Here is a 21,725-nt window from a genome sequence, read left to right as displayed (position 1 = left end):
TTGCATGTTTAACAGTACCTTGGACAACTCCACCAATCGTATTTGGTTTCTTAGCATGTGGTGCTAACGTAATGGGTGCAGTAACTCAAGCAATCTTAATTGTTGTTTCAACAGTTATTTACACACCATTCTTAATCTCTTACGAAAAATATCAAAACAAACAAGCTGCAGAAGCTTAATATTGATAAATTAAATAAGATAATAAATAAGGGCGGGCTTCCCCGTCCCTTATTTTATAAAAAAATATTTAATGAATATGAGTTGACTTTATTAAAGAAAATTGATATTTATTAAATATTGAAAGTATAGAATTAAAGAGGGGTTTTTATGGAATCAAAAAAAGTCGAATCAAATGCGGAATTAACACCATTTGAAAAAGAATTTAAAGTTCAATTAAATTTACCTGCTGCATACTTTAGTGTATTTTATGTAATCTATGTGGTGTATATGATTGTTTCAGGTAATTTTAGTGATTTACCTGCAATTATTGTATTAGGGGTTGTTGCTATTGGATATTTATTTGGATATAGACCTTATAAATATGTTGTAAAAAGAAGAACTTTAGAAATTCATAGAAGAATTGGAAAAACAAAAGAAATAAACTTAATGAACTGTGAAACAATTACTGATCCAATCGCTAAAATGACAAAGATCATTACAAATGCACATTCATATGAAATCTATATGGACGATGGAACTCGTCAAACTGTTGCTCCAAAAGATCAAATGGGATTTGTGGATGCTGTTGTTCATTCAAATAAGAGAATTCACTGTCAAGTTGAAGAATATAACCAAACTCATCGTAAATGGGAAAAGAAAAGAAGAAAAGAAGAAAAGAAAGCTAAAAGAACTGCTGCTCAATAGTATGCAGCTCTTTTTTTGTATAAAATAAATAAAAAATTATCAAAATGATAAAAACTTTGTAATGGTTATTGACAACCCATATTTTCGTTTGTATAATGACATCATATAAATGATAATTTATATACTAAATAAGGGGGATACAAAGATGGAATTTAACAAGTTAGTTGAAGATTATGGATGCCTAGCTTTTACTGATGATGTTATGAAGGAAAGAATTCCTAAATCAACATATAAAGCATTCCATGAATCGCTTGATAAAGGCGAAGAATTATCAAAAGAATGTGCAACTGTTATTGCGAATGCAATGAAAATTTGGGCAGTTGAACATGGAGCTACACATTTTACTCACTGGTTTACACCAATGACAGGATTAACTGCTGAAAAGCATGATGCTTTCTTAGAACCAGATGGGTCAAAAGCTGTTCTAGAATTTAGTGGGAAAACATTAAGAAAAGGAGAACCTGATGCTTCTTCATTTCCATCAGGTGGTTTAAGAGCTACTTTCGAAGCCAGAGGATATACAGCATGGGATTGTACATCACCTGCATTCGTTAAAGATGGAACATTATATATTCCAACGTTATTCTGTTCATATACAGGGGAAGCATTAGATAAAAAAACACCTTTACTTAGATCATGTGATGCTTTAAGTAAAGCAGCTTGTCGTTTGTTACCTTTAATCGGGGTTGAAGGGGTAACTAAAGTTTCTGCTTCAGTAGGGGCTGAACAAGAATATTTCTTAGTTGATGATAAATATTATCAAGAACGTATGGATTTAAAATTAACTGGTAGAACTTTATTTGGAGCTATGGCACCAAAAGGACAAGAATTAGAAGATCATTACTTCGGTTCTTTAAAACGTAAAGTTGCGGCTTTCATGAAAGATTTAGATGCTGAATTATGGAAATATGGAATTCCATCTAAAACAAAACATAATGAAGTTGCACCAGCACAACATGAAGTTGCTTGTGTTTATGCAAAAGTAAATATTACTACAGATAACAACCATTTATTAATGCAAATTGCTCAAGATATCGCTAAAAAACATGGTTTACGTTGTTTATTACATGAAAAACCATTTGCTGGAGTTAATGGTTCTGGTAAACATGATAACTGGTCAGTAATTACTAATACAGGAATCAACTTATTTAATCCAGGAAAAAATCCTGAAGAAAATAAACCATTCTTAGCTGCATTAGCTTGTACAATTAAAGCTGTTGATGAATATGCTGAAATCTTACGTATGTCAATTGCTTCTGCTGGAAACGATCATCGTTTAGGAGCAAACGAAGCACCACCAGCAATCATTTCTATGTTCTTAGGTGAAGAATTAGATAAAGTTGTAGAAGATATTTGTACTGGTAAAAAATCTGATCATGAAGAACTTGGACGTTTTGATACAGGTGTTTCTGTTGTTCCAACATTCTCTAAAGACAATACAGATCGTAACAGAACTTCACCATTTGCCTTTACAGGTAATAAATTTGAATTCCGTGCTGTAGGTTCTGCACAATCTGTAGCTGGTCCAAATACAATCTTAAATTCAATGTTAGCTGAAGAAATGACTCAAATGGCTGAAGCTATTGAAGGTGGAAAATCATTTGAAGAAGTTGTTAAAGAATTTATTTCTGAACATAAGAGAATTATCTTCAATGGTGATGGATATTCAGCTGAATGGGAAGAAGAAGCAAAAAGACGTGGACTTCCTAACCACAAAAACACTGTTGATGCTTTAAAATGCTTAAAAGATGCAAAATATATTGATATGTTAGATCGTCAAGGTGTTTATACAAAAGTAGAAATCGCTTCACGTTATGAAATCTTATTAGATAACTATATTAAAACAATTCAAGTTGAAGCTTTAACTGCAGTTAAAATGGTTAAAACACAAATTTATCCAGCAGCTTGTGATTATTTAGCTAAAGTATCATCAGAAGTTGTTGCTGCAAAAGAAGCAGGTATTCCAGCAGCATTCTTAACTGAAGATGCAACAAAACTTGCAACGTTATTACAAGAAACTAAAGATAAATTAACGACATTAGAAAATAATATCGCAAAAGCACAAGCAAGCGAAGAAGAAATCTTCGAAGTAGCTACTATGTGGAGAGATGATGTTTTCGGAATGATGCAATCATTAAGAGAAACAGTGGATACAATTGAAGAATTAGTTGATGATTCTTATTGGCCAATTCCAACTTATGTAGACTTATTATTTGGTATTTAGTATATATTAAAAATCGGTTCTATGAACCGATTTTTTTGTCCTTTCTTTTAAGTATAAAATAAATGATTAAAAGCATGATCAATGCCCCTGTTGAATCAATACACACATCTCTTATTTGTCCAGCTCTGCCAGAAATAAAGAGTTGGTGAAATTCATCACTACAGGCATATAAAGCAGTAAATATAAATGATTTTATCAATGGATTTTGTTTATGTATAAAAGTTTTATAAAGTAAGAATGCAAGAATGGCATATTCTGTCATATGTGCACATTTTCTTACAATGAAGGAAAGGGTATCTCTTGTAATTGGAAGTATGTGAATAATGATATCCACAATAAAATTACTTTGTTTAGAAGAATCATTTCCTGGAGTTTGTGACATCACAAAGATAAAAATCATCCAAAGTATCGTAAGTATTAAATATTTATTTTTTTTCATACGTGCATTATAACAAATAATAATTATAAAATAAATGTTTACAATTGTATACAATTTGGTATAATGAGAACGTATATCGGATGATAATGGCGAAAGAGATTCTATAAGAACACCGAAGAATTAAAGATTTCAGGTAAAAGGATCGCTATTGGACGAACCATTGGAGAGATTCATTCAATTGAACACCGAAGGAGCAAACCCGTTAGGGTGAAACTCTCAGGTAAAAGGACAGTGGCTAAATAGTATTTTTTCATTATTAATTCCGACTAATTTATTAGGAGGAGTTTTTTTATGCAATTACTAACACAAATATTAAAACAAATTAATGATTATGTATGGGGATTACCACTTATTTGTCTATTATTAGGGACAGGTATTTACTTTACTTTCAAATTAAGATTGATCCAGCTTACAAAATTAAAATTAGCTTTTAAATGCATCTTTAAAAAACAAAAAGGAGATGGAGACGTCAGTAGCTTTCAAGCTTTATGTACTGCACTTTCTTCAACGATAGGGACAGGAAATATTGTCGGTGTCGCTACTGCAATTGCGGCAGGAGGACCCGGTGCTTTATTTTGGATGTGGATTTCAGCCTTTTTTGGGATGGCTACTAAATATGCCGAAGGGTTACTTGCAATTCGTTATCGTCAAAAAGATGAAAATGGTGAGATTGCAGGAGGACCAATGTATTATTTAGAAAAAGGTCTACATAGTCCTTTGCTTGCAAAAATTTTTGCTTTCTTTGGTGTATCTGTAGCGTTACTTGGAATTGGAACATTTACGCAAGTAAAATCAATTTCTGATGGACTTTCAATGTCACTTAATGTTCCACGTTACATAACAGCAATTCTTCTAACAATTGCAGTTGCTTTTATTACTATTGGAGGAATCAAAAGAATTGCTTCCGTGGCAGAAAAAGTTATTCCACTAATGTGTGTGTTATACATTGGAGGGGTCGTTTTAATACTTGTGTCACATATTACCGTATTACCAAGTGCCGTTGCTTTAATTATTAAATCAGCTTTTACACCTCAAGCAGTTTTTGGTGGAGGAACTGGAATTACGATGGTTATTGCGATGCAAAAGGGAATTAGTCGAGGTATCTTCTCGAATGAAAGTGGACTTGGAAGTGCTCCAATTGCGGCCGCTGCCGCTAAAACAGACTCTTGTGTTGAACAAGGACTTGTTTCCATGACAGGAACATTTATTGATACGATTGTGATTTGTACTATGACAGGTCTTGCTATCGTGTTGACACAATCTTATACAACAGGATTAGATGGTGCAGCGATGACAACACATGCATTTTCAGTGGGACTATTTATTCCATTAATTGGTAAATATATTGTCAATATTGGTCTTGTATTCTTTGCCTTTACAACAATTATTGGATGGAATTATTATGGAGAAAGATGTATGTATTATCTTAAAGGTTTAAAAGCAGTAAAGATTTATAAAATTGTTTTTATTATATTTATTGCAATTGGACCATTTATGTCTTTAGAATTTATCTTTGTCTTAGCGGATATTGTCAATGGGTGTATGGCAATTCCTAACTTAATTGGATTAATTGGTTTAAGAAAAGAAATTGTTGCAGAAACAGCAAAATATTTTGAATATGAACAACCTGTAGAATTGGTTACAAATATAGAAGGATAGCGAGGCTATCCTTTTTCTATGAGTTGAAGAATATTTTTTAAAATTTTATTGGTAGAATCTTTATGATAGTATAAAGATATTGAAGAAAGAATATCTAAATCTTGATATTGAAGATATTTAGAATATTGATTTGATTCGATAAAATCATGTAAAATGGCATATCCTTCTTTTAAACATACTTTTAAAAGTGTTTGTTCTATTTCGTACTGTTCCATAGATTCTTGACGAACATCATAAATAAGTTTTAAAGAATCAAGTGAACAAGCTTGATGATAATACTTTCTTAGATGACATGTTTTTATAAGAAGATGTTGATAATCTTTTATTTCGGGGTATTCAAAAGTAATAATGGCATCTAATTGTCTTTCTTTAAATAATGTTAAAAGTTCTTTTCTTGAATACGCTTTATAATGAAGATCAATGTGTGGGAAATGGTCTTTTATTTTTTGCAATAACTTTAAAAGAAGTTCGTCATCTAAAGATTTAATAAAACCAATAAAAATACTTCCTTGATTACCTTTTTGATATTCTTCGATAATTTGATAACTTAAAGCAATATCTTCTAATATTTTCTTTGCATACGGTAAGTATGATCGGCCTTCACTTGTAAGAGAAACACATTTCTTTGTACGATGAAATAAAGGAATACCTAAATCATCTTCTAAACATTGGATTTGTTTAGTAATAGCTGTTTGACTAATATAGAAATTTTGCGCAGTTTTAGTGAAATTCAATGTTTGACTTAAATCAACAAAATATTCAAGTTGTTTAATATTCATAGTATCACCTCATAACTTATAGTTATTATAATATGAAATAATAATATTGGAAAGTTATTAACAAATTCAATAAAATAGCTTTGAAAAGAGGGATGCTATGAAAAGATATGTTTATTATTTATTAGGAATGAATATTTTAGTATTGGGAATTACATGTAATACGTTATCGAATTTAGGGGTTGGTGCTTTTAGTACCCTTCCTTATGCGGTAAGTTTTTTAACTTTTCTAACATTTGGACAAGCAAATATTGTTTTTTATTTAATCTTTGTTTGTATTCAAATGATTCTTGAAAGAAAAATCAGTATGAAGTTTATTTTAGAAATTCCGTTTTCTTTTATTTTTGGTTTTTTGGTAGATTTATATCAATACATAATACCTACAATAAATTTGAATCTTTATACACAAATCCTTGTGTTATTAATAGGGAATACGTGTTGTGCAATAGGTGTGTATTTTATGATTAAAGGAAATTTAATTATGACACCTGTTGATGGTTTGGTATTAAGTATTTCAGAAGTTTTCCATAGACCTTATTCTTTATGTAAGAACATCTTTGATATTAGTATGATTCTAGCAACAATAATTATCTGTCTTGTTTGCCGTAGTTCTATTTATGGTATTGGGTTAGGAACTGTTTTTTCAGCTTTTTATATAGGACGTGTAATAAGTGTTTTAGAAAACTTGCAATTAAAGACATATAAAAAATGCTATTAAAAATAATAACTCAATGGATTGAATTTTAAGTCGGAGGGAAAAATGCAAAAAATATATTATGAAATAACAAAAACAATGAATAATTTACCTATAAGTATTTATCCTCATAAAAAAAGTCCATGTCAAATTTGTACAGCACATTGGCATAGGTCTTTAGAATTATCAATAGTGTTTGAAGGAAAAGTTATTTTTTTTAATGATGGGATGAAAAGAATTCGTTATAAGAATGAAGTGAATATATCAAATTGTGAAGAAATTCATTATTCTATACCTCAATATAAAGAATTTGATGAAAAAATTGTAGGATATACAATGCATGTAAATTACGGATTTTTAAAGAAAATGATACCTGATATTAAGAATATATATTTCAATATTGACGAGCCGTTTTTAAATAAGAAAATAACAAAATATATGATGGATATTTATAGCTTTTATATAAGTAATCAATCTACCAAATATATGAACATATTAATGGTGACATTGGAAATGTTAATTTTTTTATACGAAAATTGTAAAAATGAACGTAAAATGATTAAAACAGAAAAGACAAAAGATATATTAGAATATGTTAATAACCACTATAATGAAGAATTGCTTGTATATGAGGTAGCAAAATATTTTGGATATTCTAGAGAGTATTTTTCAAGATTTTTTAAAAAAGAAATAGGTATGCCATTTAAAGATTATTTAACTCAATATAGGTTAAATAAATCGCTAATTGAGTTAGAATTGAATAATAAAACAATTACTGATATTGCGTTTAATATAGGATTTTCTAACGAAACACAATACATTAATTCTTTTAAAAAAATATTTAAATTGACACCAGGACAATATAGAAAGTCACATATTAATGACGAGAAAGTCACTAAATAAATATAATTTATCTATTATTTTCTATATATTTTAAATATAGAAAGGAAGGGTATAATGAAAAAAATTACAACTTATTTATTTAGTATAATGTTGTTGTTCTCTTTTGCAATTATTCCAGTTTATGCATTAGATGGACAAAACGTTAATTTTGATTTACATTCTATAGTTTATGATGATGGAGAAGCTATAGATTCTGTTGTTTTGAAAACATCTAATCTAGAAATTGATGATAGTAAGATAACAAAAGATATGTTTAATGTTCATGCAACAGGAACAACAGTATATTCTAGCCAACTTGAAAAAGAATTTTTTGGTCCTACTTCTCAATCTGGTTTACAACATTGTGGATTATATGATGAAGAAAGAAAAGTTGAAAGTGTAGAAGAAAAAAATGGAAATATTATTTTACACTTAGTGACCGATGAAGAAACAAAAGGGAAAAGCACATTAGATTTTACAGCAAATTTTACAACGTTAAAAGGGTGTAATTCTTTATTGAATATAAAGTATACAATTACTTTGAATGAGGGATTACCATTAAAAGATGGAAGTGAATTAAGTAATATTCAATTTTTACAAAATGAAAAAATCATAAATGAAGAAATTGATAAATTTAGTGCAGGTGAATCAAATGGGTTAAAATATCAATTTTATACACCTAATAATGCAAATGATGGGAATAAACACCCACTTATAGTATGGTTTCATGGAGGTGGAGAATCTGGATTTAGAGGATTACACTATAATAATCTTTCTCAATTAAAAGCAAATAGAGGAGCTGTTGCTTTAGCAAGCGATGAAGCACAAAATATTTTTAATGGAGCATATGTATTGGCGCCTCAAACTCCACATGAATGGTCAGAAAATATTGATGATGCAACAAAATTGATTAATAATATTATAAAAAATAATAATATTGATTCAAATAGAATATATTCTTATGGATGTTCAGCAGGAGGGTATATGGCATTAGATATGGTTGTACATAATCCAAATTTATTTGCTGCAGTAGTATCAACATGTCCAGCTATTGATCAACAAAACATAAAAACATATGGTGAAGGTAGAATAATTACAGATGAAGAGATAAAATCAATTAATATACCAACATGGGTTATTCAAGCTAAAGATGATACAACAGTTAAATACGAAGAAAGTGCATTAAGAGTTTATACTTTATTAAAAGATAAAGGTGCTATATTAACTACATATGAAACAGGTGGACATAGTTCTTGGATTCATACAGCTAAAAATGAACCAGAAAATAATGGAGAACATTTATGGCAATGGACAGCTCAACAATCTTTAAATAATGAAATAAAAACACCTGTAGAAAATACGATAAAAAATGAACCAGTTAATAAAACAAGTGCAGTTAAAACGGGTGATACAAACTATGTTTATTTATATGTTGTAACAGGAAGTATTAGTATGGCTGTAATGGCAGAGTATATTCACAAGAAAAATAAAAAATCTATAACAAAATAATTAAAATATTACTAAAAAATTACGAAGTAATAATTCGTAATTTTTTGCTTTATAATAGTAGAAAAAGAAGCTTAACAAAGTTAAACTTCTTTTTAAAATACTTAATTATTAATCAGTTAAATCTTCACCGTTAGATGAGATAACTTTTTTATACCAATAGAATGAATCTTTTCTATAACGATCTAATGTTTTTAAATCAAATTCATCTCGATCTACATAAATAAATCCATAACGTTTAACCATACCTTCATGAGTAGAAATTAAATCAATTGCTGACCATGGGCAATATCCCATCATTTCTGCACCATCAGTAATCGCTAATTGAATTTGTTCAATATGTTTTCTTAGATATTCAATTCTGTATTGATCATGAACTTTTCCATCTTCAGTTAAAGTATCATAAGCACCTAAACCATTTTCAGTAACGACCATAGGTAAACGATATCTTGAATACATTTCACGAATTGTTGCTCTAAATCCCATAGGATCGATTTCCCAACCAAATTCAGTAGTTGGTAAGTTAGGGTTTTTATATCCTCTATAAACACCAGCTTCACCACGAGCAGTTTGTTGATCTGCACCTGGATCTAATTCTTCAGTTCCATCACTAGCTTCTACAGTAGCAGTATTATAATAGTTGAAACCGATGAAATCAGGATGACCGTTCTTTAATGCTTCTGCGTCACCTTCACCAAATTCAGGACATGCATCATTTTCTTCTAAATAAGCCCATACTAAGTTGTTATAAACACCATAAACAGCCATATCTAAATATAACCAGTTTCTAATAGCATTGTAGTTTTGTGCAGCTAAAACATCTTCTGGTTTACAGCTTGCTGGGTAAACTAATGAGATATTTGGAGCTGGTCCAATTTTAGCACCTGGTAACATTTCATGACATAAAGCCATCGCTTTTGCTTGTGCTACTAACATATGGTGGTTTTGTTGGTAAGTTTCTTTTAAAACATTTGTACATCCTTCAGGAATCATTAATGTTCCAATAACTGGTCCAACTAAAGTTAACATGTTTTGTTCATTGATTGTTAACCAATATTTAACACGATCACCAAAGTTTTCAAACATAACTTTTGCGAAGTTTAAGAACCAATCGATTGAGTCTCTGTTTCCCCATGATCCACGTTCATCTAATGCTGCAGGCATATCGAAATGGAACATAGTTACTAATGGTTCGATTCCATATTTTAAACATTCATCGATCACATTGTTATAGTATTCAATCCCTTTAGGGTTGATAGCTCCTGTTCCTTCAGGAATAATTCTTGACCAAGAAATTGAGAAACGATAAGTTTTGAATCCCATTTCTGCCATTAAAGCGATATCTTCTTTATATCTGTGATATTGATCTGCACAGACTTTTAAATCAGAAGTTCCTTCTGGTACAACTTTAACATCTTGACATGATGGACCTTTTCCATCTTCTAAACTTGCACCTTCTACTTGATAAGCACTTGTACTTGCCCCCCAAAGGAAATCTTTAGGAAATGGTTTTAAAGTTTTGTGTAACATATTTTAAATATCCTCCTTAAATTCAAGGCTATTATACATAAATAATATTAAAATATTGATTTTTTTTATATTATGAAAAAAATGGGACAGTTAGGCTTGTAACTGTTCCCATTTTTCCATGATTTCCATTAATTCCATTTCTTTTTCTTCAATAGAATCTGTAATTTCATTATATTTTTTATAATTATTCATAACTTCTTCACTTGTGAGTTCTTCTTTTAAAGAATTAATTTCTTTTTCTAAAGAATCAATCGTTCTTTCAAGTTTTTTAATTTCATTCTTAGTTTTTTTATCAATGATCTGTCTTTGTTTAGCTTCTGTAACAATCTTTTGAGTTGTTTCTACAACAGGTGTTTTTTGATTTAAATAATCATCATAATTACCATTATAAGAAAGACATTGATCTTTTTGTACTTCGATTACACGAGTCGCAATTTTATTAATAAAATAACGATCATGACTAATAAATAAAATTGTTCCTTCAAAACTTCTTAAAGCTTCTTCTAAAACTTCTTTGGAAGAAATATCTAAGTGGTTGGTTGGTTCATCTAGAATTAAGAAGTTAGCTTGTTTTAATAAAACTTCGGTTAAAACAACACGTCCTCTTTCTCCACCTGAAAGCATTGCAATATCTTTAAAGACATCGTCGCCTCTAAAGTTAAACATAGCAAGAGTACTTCTAATTTCTTGATTGGTCATACGTGGATAACAATCACTGATTTCATCAAAAATCGTTTTATTATAATTTAAAGATTCATGTTCTTGATCGTAGTAGGCCATTTCTACGTGACTACCAAAACGAATTTTACCGTGTTCAATTGGCAATTGACCTACAAGCGCTTTAAATAAAGTGGTTTTACCAACCCCGTTTTCACCAACAATCGCAACGCGTTCTCCTTTTTTGATATCAAGATTACAGTGTTCAAAAACAATTTGATCATAACGCATCGATAAATCATTAACTTTTAAAACATCGTAACCTGATTCAATAGCTGGTGTAAATTGAACAGTGATGGCACTTGGTAAATTTTCTGGTCGGTCAATACGTTCAATCTTTGCAAGTTGTTTTTCTTTCGATTCTGCACGTTTAATACTTTTTTCACGATTGAATGATTTTAATGTATCAATACTTTCTTGTATTTTTTTTATTTCTTTTTGTTGATTGATATAGTGTTTTAAATCAATCGCACGTTGTGTTCTTTTTTGAATAGAATATTCTTCATAACGACAATTATAACTATGACTTTTTCCATTTTCTATTTCAATGATCTTATTAGAAACAACATCAATAAAATAACGGTCATGGCTAACCACAATCAAAGCATTTTTATATCCTTTTAAATAGTTTTCTAAAAAGGAAATTGCTTGACTATCTAAATGGTTGGTTGGTTCATCTAAAACCAAAAGTTTAGGTTCTTCTAATAAAAGCTTGGCAAGACAAAGTCTGGTTTTTTGACCTCCAGATAATTCATGGACATATTTTTGAAAGTCTTCTTCCACAAAACCCATTCCTTTTAAAACCCCGACAATACGACTTGGATAACTAAAGCCATCTTTTTCATTAAATCTTTGAGTCAATGAATCATATTCATTCATGACTTGTTCACTATGATCATAAGACATCATACTTTCTAATTCACGCATACGATTTTCTATTTGAATAAGCGACGCAAAGACTTCTAAAGCACATTCATAAATGGTTTTATTCATATCTAAATCATGATGCTGTTTTAAATAGCCGATATTTAAATCACGGCTTTTAAATAAATCACCACTATCATAACTTTCTTCACCAATTAAGATATTTAAGATGGTTGTTTTACCCGCCCCATTGACACCGATAATCGCAATTTTATCATGGTCATCTACTTTAAAACTAATATCTGTTAATAAATCAGTTCCTTGAAATGATTTTTTTATATTTGAACATTCTATAAGCATTTTTCATCACCTCGACTATTCTATCAATAAAATAAGTTGTTTACAAATATTCTTTGTATAAATCTTGATAAGTAGAATCTACTTCTAATAAAGCATTCATGCTTAGATAAAAAGCTTCATCAAAACAAGGTGAATCTTTTTTAATACACCATAAAGCTTCATGTCCTGTAAAGGCATGCGCTAAAGCTTGATATAAAATCTCTGGATTCGATAAATTATGAATTTCTTTTTGTTCTTGGGCTTTTTTTATAATGATGATACAAAGTTTTGTAAGATTATCACGCATATCAAAGCTATGACGATTTTCTTTTAAATTCGCAATAAACATTTGACTAAATAAATCATAACCATATTTTTTAGTATCTTTAATTAATGTAGAAAAGACAATAAGTAATTGTTGGTAGTGACTATCACTATCAACTAGTTTATACGTGTCTTTTACAAGATGATCGATGGTTGAATCATAAAGATCTAAAATAAGCTCTTCTTTATTATTGACGTATTTATATAAAGTTGGTTTGGTGATATGTAATTCGTTACAAATATCTTGAATTGTGACATTGTTATATCCTTTATCTAAAAAAAGCTGAACAGCTGTTTGTGATATTTCTTCTTTTGTTATTTTCATAAAATTCTCCTTAGAAATAATATACCATAGAATTAATGGAAAGAGGCTTGTTAAAAAATTCACTTTTATTTTATGAAAGCGTTGACATTTAGTTTTACAGTTATATAATTTACTTGAGTTAAATAAACATTTACTCTGGTAGAGGAGGAAAAAGAAAATGGCTAAGAGTTTATTTGATAAGACATACATAGGTAAAATGAAATTAAAAAACAGAATTTTCATGTCACCTATGGGAACAACAGGAGAAGCTGATGGAGCTTATTGTAATGAAGGTATTGATTATTTTGAAGAAAGAGCAAAAGGTGGCGCTGGTTTAATTATTACAGGTGCTAACGTTGTTTCGACAAAATATGAACCAAGACCATGTACAGAACTTTCTGATTTCCATCATGTAGAAAGATTAAATATGTTAATTGAAAGATGTCATGCTTATGGAGCAAAAGTCTGTGTACAATTATCACCAGGTTTAGGACGTCAACAATTTACCGATCCTTTTACACCACCTTATAGTGCGGGTAGTGTAGGTGCATTCTGGTTCCCAAATTTAATTTGTAAACCTTTTTCAAAAGAAGATATTCATTATTTAGTAGAAAAAGTAGGGTACAGTGCTTCACTTGCTGTAAATGCTGGTGCAGACTGCGTTGAATTACATGCGTATGGAGGATATTTATTAGATCAATTCCATTCTGTTCAATGGAATAATAGAACAGATGAATATGGTGGAACACTTGAAAATCGTATGCGTTTTACATTGGAATGTATTGAAGCAATTAAAAAGAACGTTCCAGATACAATGCCTGTACTTGTTAAATTTACACCACATCAAAGAGTAGAAGGCTTTAGAACCATTAATGAAGGTATTGAAATGGCTAAAATCTTAGAAAAAGCAGGGGTTGATGCTTTACATGTTGATACAGGATGTTATGAAGAATGGTTCCAAGCGATTACAACTGTTTATAGTAAAGAAGGATATAAACTTGATGTACAAAAAGCAATTAAAGATATTGTAAGCGTTCCAGTATTAGGTGATGGGAACTTAAAAGATCCTGAAGTGGCTAAAAAAGCTGTTGAAGATGGTATTTTAGATTATGTAGGACTTGCTCATCAAATGTTAGCTGATCCATATTGGCCTAAAAAAGTCAAAGCACATCATGAAGAAGATATCGCTCCATGTGTTGGATGTAATGAATGTTTACTCGCTGGATTTAGTGGAAAACACTACTATTGTGCAGTAAACCCATTATGTTATGCAGAAAAAGCTTATGCTTTACCACTTCCAAATGGTCAAAAACGTAATGTATTAGTTATTGGTGGAGGTCCAGCTGGTATGATGGCTGCCATTACTGCAAAACGTCGTGGTTTTGATGTTGATTTATATGAAAAAGAGGATAAATTAGGTGGAACTTTATGGCCTGCAGGTGGTCCTGATTTTAAAGCGGATGTTTTAAAATTAATTAAATACTTAGAAACACAATGTCAAAAATTAGGAGTTAATATTCATTTAAATACAGCAATTACAAAAGATAATCTTGAAGGAGATTATGACAAAGTTATTTTAGCTGCTGGTTCAACTCCTGCTATGCCACCAATTACAGGTATTGATACAACAGTTCTTGCGAGTGATTATTTAACACATCAAGCAACAGTTGGTAAAAAAGTTGTTGTTATTGGTGCTGGTCTTGCTGGAACAGAAGCTGCTTGTGATATTGCTGGAAAAGATGGAGATGTGACATTAGTAGAAATGTGTCCAGACATCTTATTTACAGCAAACCATTGTTTAAACAACGATCAACATTTAAGAAAAATGGTTAAAGATCGTGGTGTTAAAGTTGAAGCAAACGCTAAAGTAACAAATATTACACCAACAAGTGTTACATTTGAAAGAGATGGACAAACAATGACGCTTGAATGTGATACTGTTTTAAATGCTGTTGGATTTAGACCTAATAATCAATTAGAAGAATTATTAGATGAAAAATATGATGAAGTTGCTGTTATTGGAGATGCTGTTGCACCAAGAAAAATTTTAACTGCAATTCATGAGGGATATCATGCAATCCGTGTGATGGAATAGGAGATAATAAAGATGATTAGTTTTGATTTAACAGGAAAAGTAGCGGTTGTTACAGGAGCTTCAAGTGGACTTGGACAACAATTTGCAAGAGCATTGAGTGAACAAGGATGTGATGTCGCTATTCTTGCACGTAGAAAAGAAAGATTAGAAGAATTTTCTAAAGAATTAAAACAAAATGGACATGATTGTTTACCTGTTTCATGTGATGTTACAGATGAAGAAAGTATTAAAAATGCGGTTAATGCTGTCGTAGATCATTTTGGAAAAATTGATATTCTTGTCAATAATGCAGGTGTTGTTGAATACTCAAGTGGTCTTCATGATCATACAACGGCACAATGGGATAAAGTTTTAGATACGGATTTAAAAGGTGTTTTCCTCATGGCAAGAGAAGTTTCAACTATTATGATGAAACAAAAATATGGAAGAATTATTAATATTTCATCGGTTGGTGGTATTCAAGCTGGACCTGCTCAAGTAAGTTATTTTGCGGCTAAAGGCGGGGTTGTCAATCTTACAAAAGCCATGGCTGGAGATTTAGCCCCTTATGGTATTCTTGTTAATGCGATTGCACCAGGTGTCTATGATACAGAAATGACACATGATGCTTTAGATGCACCGGGTTCTCTTGTTTTAAAAAACAGAGTAGCTCTTAAGAGATTTGGTCGTGAAGGTGAAATGAATGGAGCACTAATTTACTTTGCAAGTGACGCTTGTACTTATACAACAGGACAATTACTTGTTATTGATGGTGGAATGACAAGTATGCTTTAAAATAAAAAACAATATCCATATGGATTGGATATTGTTTTTTTGCATAAACAAGAACATTTTTTTGCAAAAAAAAATAAAAAAGTATGATAATAAGGTATGGAATTAGATAATTGTTTTCAATTGTATACAAAAATGCAACATTCTGTTGAAATCAAGAAAGCCCTTTGATATAATACAAAGGTGCTTTAAGAAAGTTTAAGTAGGGAATTGTTAAAACTAGGAGGAAAGGGAAATGAACTTATTAAAGAAATCTTTATCTGTTCTTGCTGTTGCTGCAATGGCTGTATCCTTAGCTGGATGTGGTGGTTCAAGTAGCTCAAGCAAAAGTACAGAAAGTGGCGAAAAAGTATTTCGCTTTGGTCAATCTAATCCAAAAGTTGGTTTAGATATGCAAACTAATACTAACTCAGGGGCTTCTTCTGTTGCTGACAACGTATTAGAAGGATTATATCGTTGGAATGATGACAATAAAGAAGAATGTGTTCTTGCTAAAGACATGCCAGAAGTATCTGATGATGGATTAACTTATACAATTACACTTAAAAAAGGTGTTAAATTCTCAGATGGTTCTGATTTAACTACTGAAGACGTTAAATATACATTCGAAAGAATGTTTACACCAGCAACAGGATGTACAAATACATATATGTACAACATGATTACTGGTGCTCAAGATATGTTAGATGGTAAAGCTACTGAATTAAGTGGTTTTGAAACTGTTGATGATTACACTTTTAAATTACATATTAATTACAAATTTGCGCCATTTGTTGCTAACTTAGGTATGGACTATGCATCAATTTATCCTTCTGATGCATGTGCTGCTGCTGGTGAAAACTGGGGTAAAGGAACTAACTTAATTGGTACTGGTCCTTATGTAATTAAAGAAAATGATGAACAAACTAAAGTTGTAATGGTTCCAAATAAAAAATATCATGGTAAAAAACCTAACTTAGATCGTTTAGAAGTTGTTTATATTGATGACTACAGTACAAAAATGATGGAATATGAACAAGGTAACATTGATATGTGTGACTTAGATACTTCATTATTAGATCAATATAAAGATAGTGATTTAAAAGATGAAATTACTCAAGTAACTCCATTAGGTACATATTTCTTATCAATTAAAGATAATGATCCAGTATTAAGTAATAAAGCAGTTAGAGAAGCAATCTCATTAGCTATTAACCGTAAAGAATTATGTAGTACCGTATTAAATGGTGCTGCTGAACCAGCTTCATCATTCTTAAACCCAGGTGTTCCAGGACATGATGACAAATTAAAAACTTATGAACATAACGTTAAAAAAGCTAAACAAGTTTTAGCTGATGCAGGTATTTCAAACCCTACATTTACTTGCAAAGTTAGACAAAAAGAAGAAAAAATCGCTACTGCATTACAAGCTTACTTAAAAGAAGCAGGAATTACTATGAATGTAGAAACAATTGATGCAGGTATTTGGTCTTCAGCTAGAGCTGCTGGTGAATTACAAGCTACAGTTCTTGGTTGGTTCCCATTATATGCAGATGCTGATAACCAAATGTATACTTATTACTATTCAGAAAACGCTGTAGGAAAAGGTGTATTCTACAATAATCCTGAATTCGATTCATTAATGAAAGAAGCTCGAGAATCAAATGATTCTGATAAACGTGTTGAATTATACAAAAAAGCAGATTATATCTTATCTCGTGAAGATTATGGAACAATTCCATTATATTATGGTAAGTTACAATTTGTTGCTAAACCATATGTAAAAAATGCTAAATTAGGAAACTTAATTTATCATTTATATAACATTGATATTGATTTATCTAAAAAATAGTAAATGAAATTAAATAAGTGTTAATCATATATGGAATGCAGCAATGCATTCCATATATTTATTGTAGGAAAAAGGAGGAAAAATATGGCGAAGTATTTACTAAAACGTGTATTACAAGCTATTGGTGTCGTTTTTTGTATTTCGTTAATCACATTCTTTGTGTTAAACATTGTGCCTGGTAATCCAGTTGAAATCATGTTAGGTGAGTTCGCTGATCAAGCAACGATTGCACGTGTTACACATGAAATGGGATTAGACCAACCAATTTATATTCAATATTTCAGTTGGTTAGGAAATATGCTTCAAGGGAACTTTGGAACATCATATTTCCAAAATAAACCAGTAATTGATATTTTAACAAGTTCATTTTTAGTAACGGCTAAACTTGCTGGTATTGCTTATATATTAGCTGTTGCTTTAGGGGTAGTAGTAGGTGTTGTGGCTGCCGTTAATCATGGTAAATGGGTTGATTCGGTTTTAATGACAATTTCTGTATTTGGTATTTCAGCTCCCGCATTCTGGATTGCTATCATCTTACAAATTGTTATCTGTTTGAAATTTAATCTATTACCTTTATCAGGTATTGATAGTTTTAAATCATTTATCTTACCAGGTATTGCCTTAGGTACAAGATATGCAGCAAGTATTGCTCGTATTACAAGAACAAGTATGTTAGATGTTTTATCACAAGATTACATTCGTACAGCTGAAGCTAAAGGTTTAAAAGGTTGGGTTGTTACAATTAAACACGCTTTACGTAATGCGTTAATTCCAATCATTACAATTGCAGGATCTGATTTAGGAAACATCTTAACAGGATCTGTCTTAGTAGAATCTGTATTTTCAATTCCTGGAATTGGAAAAATGTTAGTAGATAGTATTAATACACGTGATTTACCAATCGTCCAAGGTGGCGTTATGTATATTGCGGTTATTTGTGTCATTATGTATTTAGTAGTTGATTTACTTTATACAGTAGTCGATCCAAGAATTCGTTTAGGAAAGGAGTCATCATAAAATGTTTAAAAAGAAAAAAGATCAAACATATCAAAGTTATTGGTCAATCAGTTGGAACATTTTCAAGAAAAATAAAGTAGCAATGGTATGTTTATTCATCGTTATTCTTTTATGCTTAATTGCTTTATTTGCACCATTGATTGCTCCTTATGATCCAAACAAACAAGTTCTTACAGATCGTTTAATGAAACCTTGCGGACAACATTGGTTTGGTACAGATGATTTAGGAAGAGATATTTTCTCAAGAATTATTTATGGATGCCGTGTTTCTTTAAGTGTTGGTATCATTTCACAAATTATCGCGACAGTTATTGGTTATACAATGGGTGTTTGTGCCGGATATTATGGTGGAAAAGTAGATTCTGTTATTTCATTTTTAATTCAAGTATTTTCATCTTTTCCATTCTTATTATTTGCGATGGCAATCATGTTTGTTTTAGGACCAGGTTTAATTAACCTTTACTTAGCGCTCGGTCTTTTAGGTTGGGCTTCAACAGCCAGACTTATCCGTGGGGATGTTATGCGTCTTAAAAAGATGGAATACATCGATGCATGTAAAGTCAGCGGTGGAAATAGTTTTAGAATTATCATGAAACATTTATTACCTAACTGTTTATCAACATTAATCGTTACTGTAACATTAGGTATTCCAAATGCAATTATGTCAGAGGCATCATTAAGCTTCTTAGGTTTAGGTGTTAAAGCACCAATGGCAAGCTGGGGTTCAATGATTAGTTTTTCACAACCATATATTCGTAGTGCAACATACTATTCAGTAATTCCAGGTTTAGCTATTATTATTACAGTATTAGCGTTCAATATGTTAGGTGATGGATTAAGAGATGCGCTTGATCCAAAATTAAGATCGTAAAAAGGGGAAAAGATATGAGTGAAAATAAAGAATTATTAGAAGTCAAAGATCTTGGTATTACCTTCTTTACAGATCGTGGAGCGCTTCCTGCTGTACAAGAAGTAAGTTTTAGTATCAAACCAGGAGAAACTTTAGGAGTAGTTGGAGAATCTGGTTGTGGTAAAAGTATGACAGCTTTATCATTAATGCAATTAATTCCATCTCCTCCAGGTAAAATTACTGCTGGTGAAATTATGTATAAAGGAGAAGATTTATTAAAGAAATCTCCTAAAGAAATGAGAGATATTCGTGGTAAAGAAATCTCAATGATTTTCCAAGAGCCAATGACATCCTTAAATCCAGTTATTACTGTTGGAAAACAAATTATGGAAGCTGTTTTAACTCATGAAAAAATGAGTAAACAAGAAGCTAAAGAACGTGCTTTAGAAATGATTAAACTTGTAGGTATTCCAATGCCTGAAAAAGTATTTGCTTCTTGTCCTCATCAATTATCTGGAGGGATGAGACAAAGAATCATGATTGCGATGGCACTTTCTTGTAATCCATCATTATTGATTTGTGATGAACCGACAACAGCATTAGATGTGACTATTCAAGCACAAATCTTAAAATTAATTAATAAAATGAAAAAAGAATTAAATACAGCCGTATTATTAATTACACATGATATGGGTGTTATTTCAGAAATGGCAGATAACGTAATCGTTATGTATGCAGGTAAGATCGTAGAATATACAAATGTAGAAGATTTATTTAAAAATCCTTTACACCCTTATACTATTGGTCTAAGAAGATCAATTCCTGATATCGATAGCGATGATCAAGAAGAATTGGAAGTTATTCCTGGTTCTGTACCAATGCTTTATGAACTTCCAAAAGGATGTTTCTTCGCACCACGTTGTAAACACGCTAAAGAAATCTGTCATCAAGAATGTCCAGCAATGATGGAACATGGTGAAAACCATTTAGTTCGTTGTTGGAAATATCATGAAAGATGGAATAAGGAGGATGTAGAAAATGGAAAATAATCAAGACGTTTTATTAAAAGTAGAACATTTAAAGAAATATTATTCTATTAAATCATCTTCTTTAAGAGGTAAAAAAAGTGTTGTTAAAGCGGTAGATGATATTAGCTTTGATGTTAAAATAGGAGAAACTTTTGGGATTGTTGGTGAATCTGGATGTGGTAAATCAACAATGGGTAAAAGTGTAATCCGTCTAATTGAACCAACTGAAGGAAAGGTTATCTTAGATGGTCAAGATTTTACAAGCTTAAAAGGTAAAGAATTACAAGAAGCACGTGATAAAATCAAATTGATTTTCCAAGATCCTTATGCTTCTTTAAATCCACGTATGACAGTTAAAGATATTATTGCTGAACCAATTGATATCGCTAAATGTTATAAAACAAAAGAAGAACGTGATGCACGTGTTGTGGAAGTTATGAAGCAAGTTGGTTTAAATTTAGATTACATGTATCGTTATCCTCATGAATTTTCAGGAGGACAAAGACAACGTATTGGGATTGCCCGTGCAATTGCTTTACAACCAAAATTGATTATTTGTGATGAACCTGTTTCAGCGTTAGATGTTTCAATTCAAGCAAAAATCATTAATTTATTAAATGAATTACAAGAAAAAATGGGTATTGCTTATATCTTCATTTCCCATGACTTAAGTGTTGTAAAACATATTGCTGATAGAGTAGGGGTTATGTATTTAGGTAATATGATGGAAATGGCAGATACTGAATCACTTTATGCCAAACCATTACATCCTTATACTCAAGCACTATTTTCAGCAATTCCAAGAATTGGAAAAGAAAGAATCGAAGATAAACAAATATTAGGTGGCGATGTGCCAAGTCCAGCCAACCCACCAAAAGGATGTCGTTTCTGTACAAGATGTCCGAAAGTAATGGATATTTGTAAAACAGATAGACCCGATTTTAAAGAAGTAGAACCAGGTCATTTCTGCGCATGTCATTTATATGATAAAAAGTAAAAGAGGTATTATAA

General features: G+C 31.0%; 18 protein-coding genes, 1 pseudogene and 1 riboswitch. Of the genes and pseudogenes, 14 read left to right on the top strand and 5 right to left on the bottom strand.

The annotated features are described in order from the left end of the window. The 3 genes and pseudogenes from HUU89_RS15105 to HUU89_RS11265 all read left to right on the top strand — a co-directional run. Positions 1-179: pseudogene (locus tag HUU89_RS15105) on the top strand (PTS sugar transporter subunit IIC); the annotation flags it as partial. 148 nt (positions 180-327) lie between these two features. Next, positions 328-864, top strand: a complete 537-nt coding sequence (locus HUU89_RS11270; protein ID WP_052010801.1) for a hypothetical protein — start codon at positions 328-330, stop codon at positions 862-864. Positions 865-1,009: 145 nt separating this feature from the next. Then, positions 1,010-3,088, top strand: a complete 2,079-nt coding sequence (locus HUU89_RS11265; RefSeq protein ID WP_175301801.1) for a glutamine synthetase III — start codon at positions 1,010-1,012, stop codon at positions 3,086-3,088. A gap of 19 nt (positions 3,089-3,107) precedes the next feature. On the opposite strand, the gene HUU89_RS11260 is transcribed toward HUU89_RS11265, so the two are convergent. Next, complete coding sequence (locus HUU89_RS11260; protein WP_119362584.1) at positions 3,108-3,527, bottom strand: VanZ family protein; 420 nt, start codon at positions 3,525-3,527, stop codon at positions 3,108-3,110. A 150-nt stretch (positions 3,528-3,677) separates the two neighbouring features. Further along, positions 3,678-3,769: riboswitch (glycine riboswitch) on the top strand. A gap of 49 nt (positions 3,770-3,818) precedes the next feature. Here HUU89_RS11260 and HUU89_RS11255 point away from each other — a divergent pair. Continuing rightward, positions 3,819-5,186, top strand: a complete 1,368-nt coding sequence (locus HUU89_RS11255) for an alanine/glycine:cation symporter family protein (protein WP_175301800.1) — start codon at positions 3,819-3,821, stop codon at positions 5,184-5,186. A gap of 5 nt (positions 5,187-5,191) precedes the next feature. On the opposite strand, the gene HUU89_RS11250 is transcribed toward HUU89_RS11255, so the two are convergent. After that, on the bottom strand, positions 5,192-5,965 hold the full coding sequence (locus HUU89_RS11250) for a LysR family transcriptional regulator (RefSeq protein ID WP_175301799.1): 774 nt from the start codon (positions 5,963-5,965) through the stop codon (positions 5,192-5,194). Positions 5,966-6,062: 97 nt separating this feature from the next. On the opposite strand from HUU89_RS11250, the gene HUU89_RS11245 reads away from it, so the two are divergent. From HUU89_RS11245 to HUU89_RS11235, 3 genes are read left to right on the top strand one after another with little or no spacing between them, the layout of a single operon-like run. Then, on the top strand, positions 6,063-6,680 hold the full coding sequence (locus HUU89_RS11245; protein ID WP_175301798.1) for a YczE/YyaS/YitT family protein: 618 nt from the start codon (positions 6,063-6,065) through the stop codon (positions 6,678-6,680). 42 nt (positions 6,681-6,722) lie between these two features. Next, complete coding sequence (locus tag HUU89_RS11240) at positions 6,723-7,559, top strand: helix-turn-helix domain-containing protein (protein WP_175301797.1); 837 nt, start codon at positions 6,723-6,725, stop codon at positions 7,557-7,559. 54 nt (positions 7,560-7,613) lie between these two features. Next, on the top strand, positions 7,614-9,047 hold the full coding sequence (locus tag HUU89_RS11235) for a prolyl oligopeptidase family serine peptidase (protein ID WP_175301796.1): 1,434 nt from the start codon (positions 7,614-7,616) through the stop codon (positions 9,045-9,047). Between the two features lie 108 nt (positions 9,048-9,155). On the opposite strand, the gene HUU89_RS11230 is transcribed toward HUU89_RS11235, so the two are convergent. The 3 genes from HUU89_RS11230 to HUU89_RS11220 form a co-directional block, all read right to left on the bottom strand. Beyond that, on the bottom strand, positions 9,156-10,574 hold the full coding sequence (locus HUU89_RS11230; RefSeq protein WP_175301795.1) for a glycoside hydrolase family 1 protein: 1,419 nt from the start codon (positions 10,572-10,574) through the stop codon (positions 9,156-9,158). A gap of 90 nt (positions 10,575-10,664) precedes the next feature. After that, on the bottom strand, positions 10,665-12,515 hold the full coding sequence (gene abc-f, locus HUU89_RS11225; RefSeq protein ID WP_175301794.1) for a ribosomal protection-like ABC-F family protein: 1,851 nt from the start codon (positions 12,513-12,515) through the stop codon (positions 10,665-10,667). A 40-nt stretch (positions 12,516-12,555) separates the two neighbouring features. Beyond that, positions 12,556-13,143, bottom strand: coding sequence for a TetR/AcrR family transcriptional regulator (locus tag HUU89_RS11220; RefSeq protein WP_032089609.1), 588 nt, complete (start codon positions 13,141-13,143; stop codon positions 12,556-12,558). Positions 13,144-13,300: 157 nt separating this feature from the next. Between HUU89_RS11220 and HUU89_RS11215 the strand changes: the two genes are divergently transcribed. The 7 genes from HUU89_RS11215 (at position 13,301) to HUU89_RS11185 (ending at position 21,711) form a co-directional block, all read left to right on the top strand. Continuing rightward, entirely contained in the window at positions 13,301-15,217 is a 1,917-nt protein-coding gene (locus tag HUU89_RS11215; protein ID WP_175301793.1) for an NAD(P)/FAD-dependent oxidoreductase, read from the top strand. A 12-nt stretch (positions 15,218-15,229) separates the two neighbouring features. Beyond that, positions 15,230-15,991: an SDR family NAD(P)-dependent oxidoreductase gene (locus tag HUU89_RS11210; RefSeq protein ID WP_118347457.1), complete on the top strand. Its 762-nt coding sequence runs from the start codon at positions 15,230-15,232 to the stop codon at positions 15,989-15,991. Between the two features lie 232 nt (positions 15,992-16,223). Beyond that, a complete protein-coding gene (locus HUU89_RS11205; protein WP_175301792.1) occupies positions 16,224-17,819 on the top strand; it encodes an ABC transporter substrate-binding protein in 1,596 nt (531 codons plus the stop codon). An 84-nt stretch (positions 17,820-17,903) separates the two neighbouring features. Continuing rightward, positions 17,904-18,836 (top strand): ABC transporter permease, encoded by a 933-nt coding sequence (locus HUU89_RS11200; RefSeq protein ID WP_032089613.1) that lies wholly within the window; start codon positions 17,904-17,906, stop codon positions 18,834-18,836. A 1-nt stretch (position 18,837) separates the two neighbouring features. Continuing rightward, entirely contained in the window at positions 18,838-19,707 is an 870-nt protein-coding gene (locus HUU89_RS11195) for an ABC transporter permease (protein WP_048924954.1), read from the top strand. A gap of 14 nt (positions 19,708-19,721) precedes the next feature. Then, a complete protein-coding gene (locus tag HUU89_RS11190; RefSeq protein WP_032089614.1) occupies positions 19,722-20,735 on the top strand; it encodes an ABC transporter ATP-binding protein in 1,014 nt (337 codons plus the stop codon). Beyond that, on the top strand, positions 20,725-21,711 hold the full coding sequence (locus HUU89_RS11185; RefSeq protein WP_022001687.1) for an ABC transporter ATP-binding protein: 987 nt from the start codon (positions 20,725-20,727) through the stop codon (positions 21,709-21,711). Before HUU89_RS11190 ends, HUU89_RS11185 begins: the two co-directional genes overlap by 11 nt. Positions 21,712-21,725: the final 14 nt, after the last annotated feature.

The organism is Faecalibacillus sp. H12, assembly GCF_013361255.1.
Taxonomy (GTDB): domain Bacteria; phylum Bacillota_I; class Bacilli_A; order Erysipelotrichales; family Coprobacillaceae; genus Faecalibacillus; species Faecalibacillus intestinalis.
This window is presented reverse-complemented; position numbering and strand designations above follow the sequence as displayed.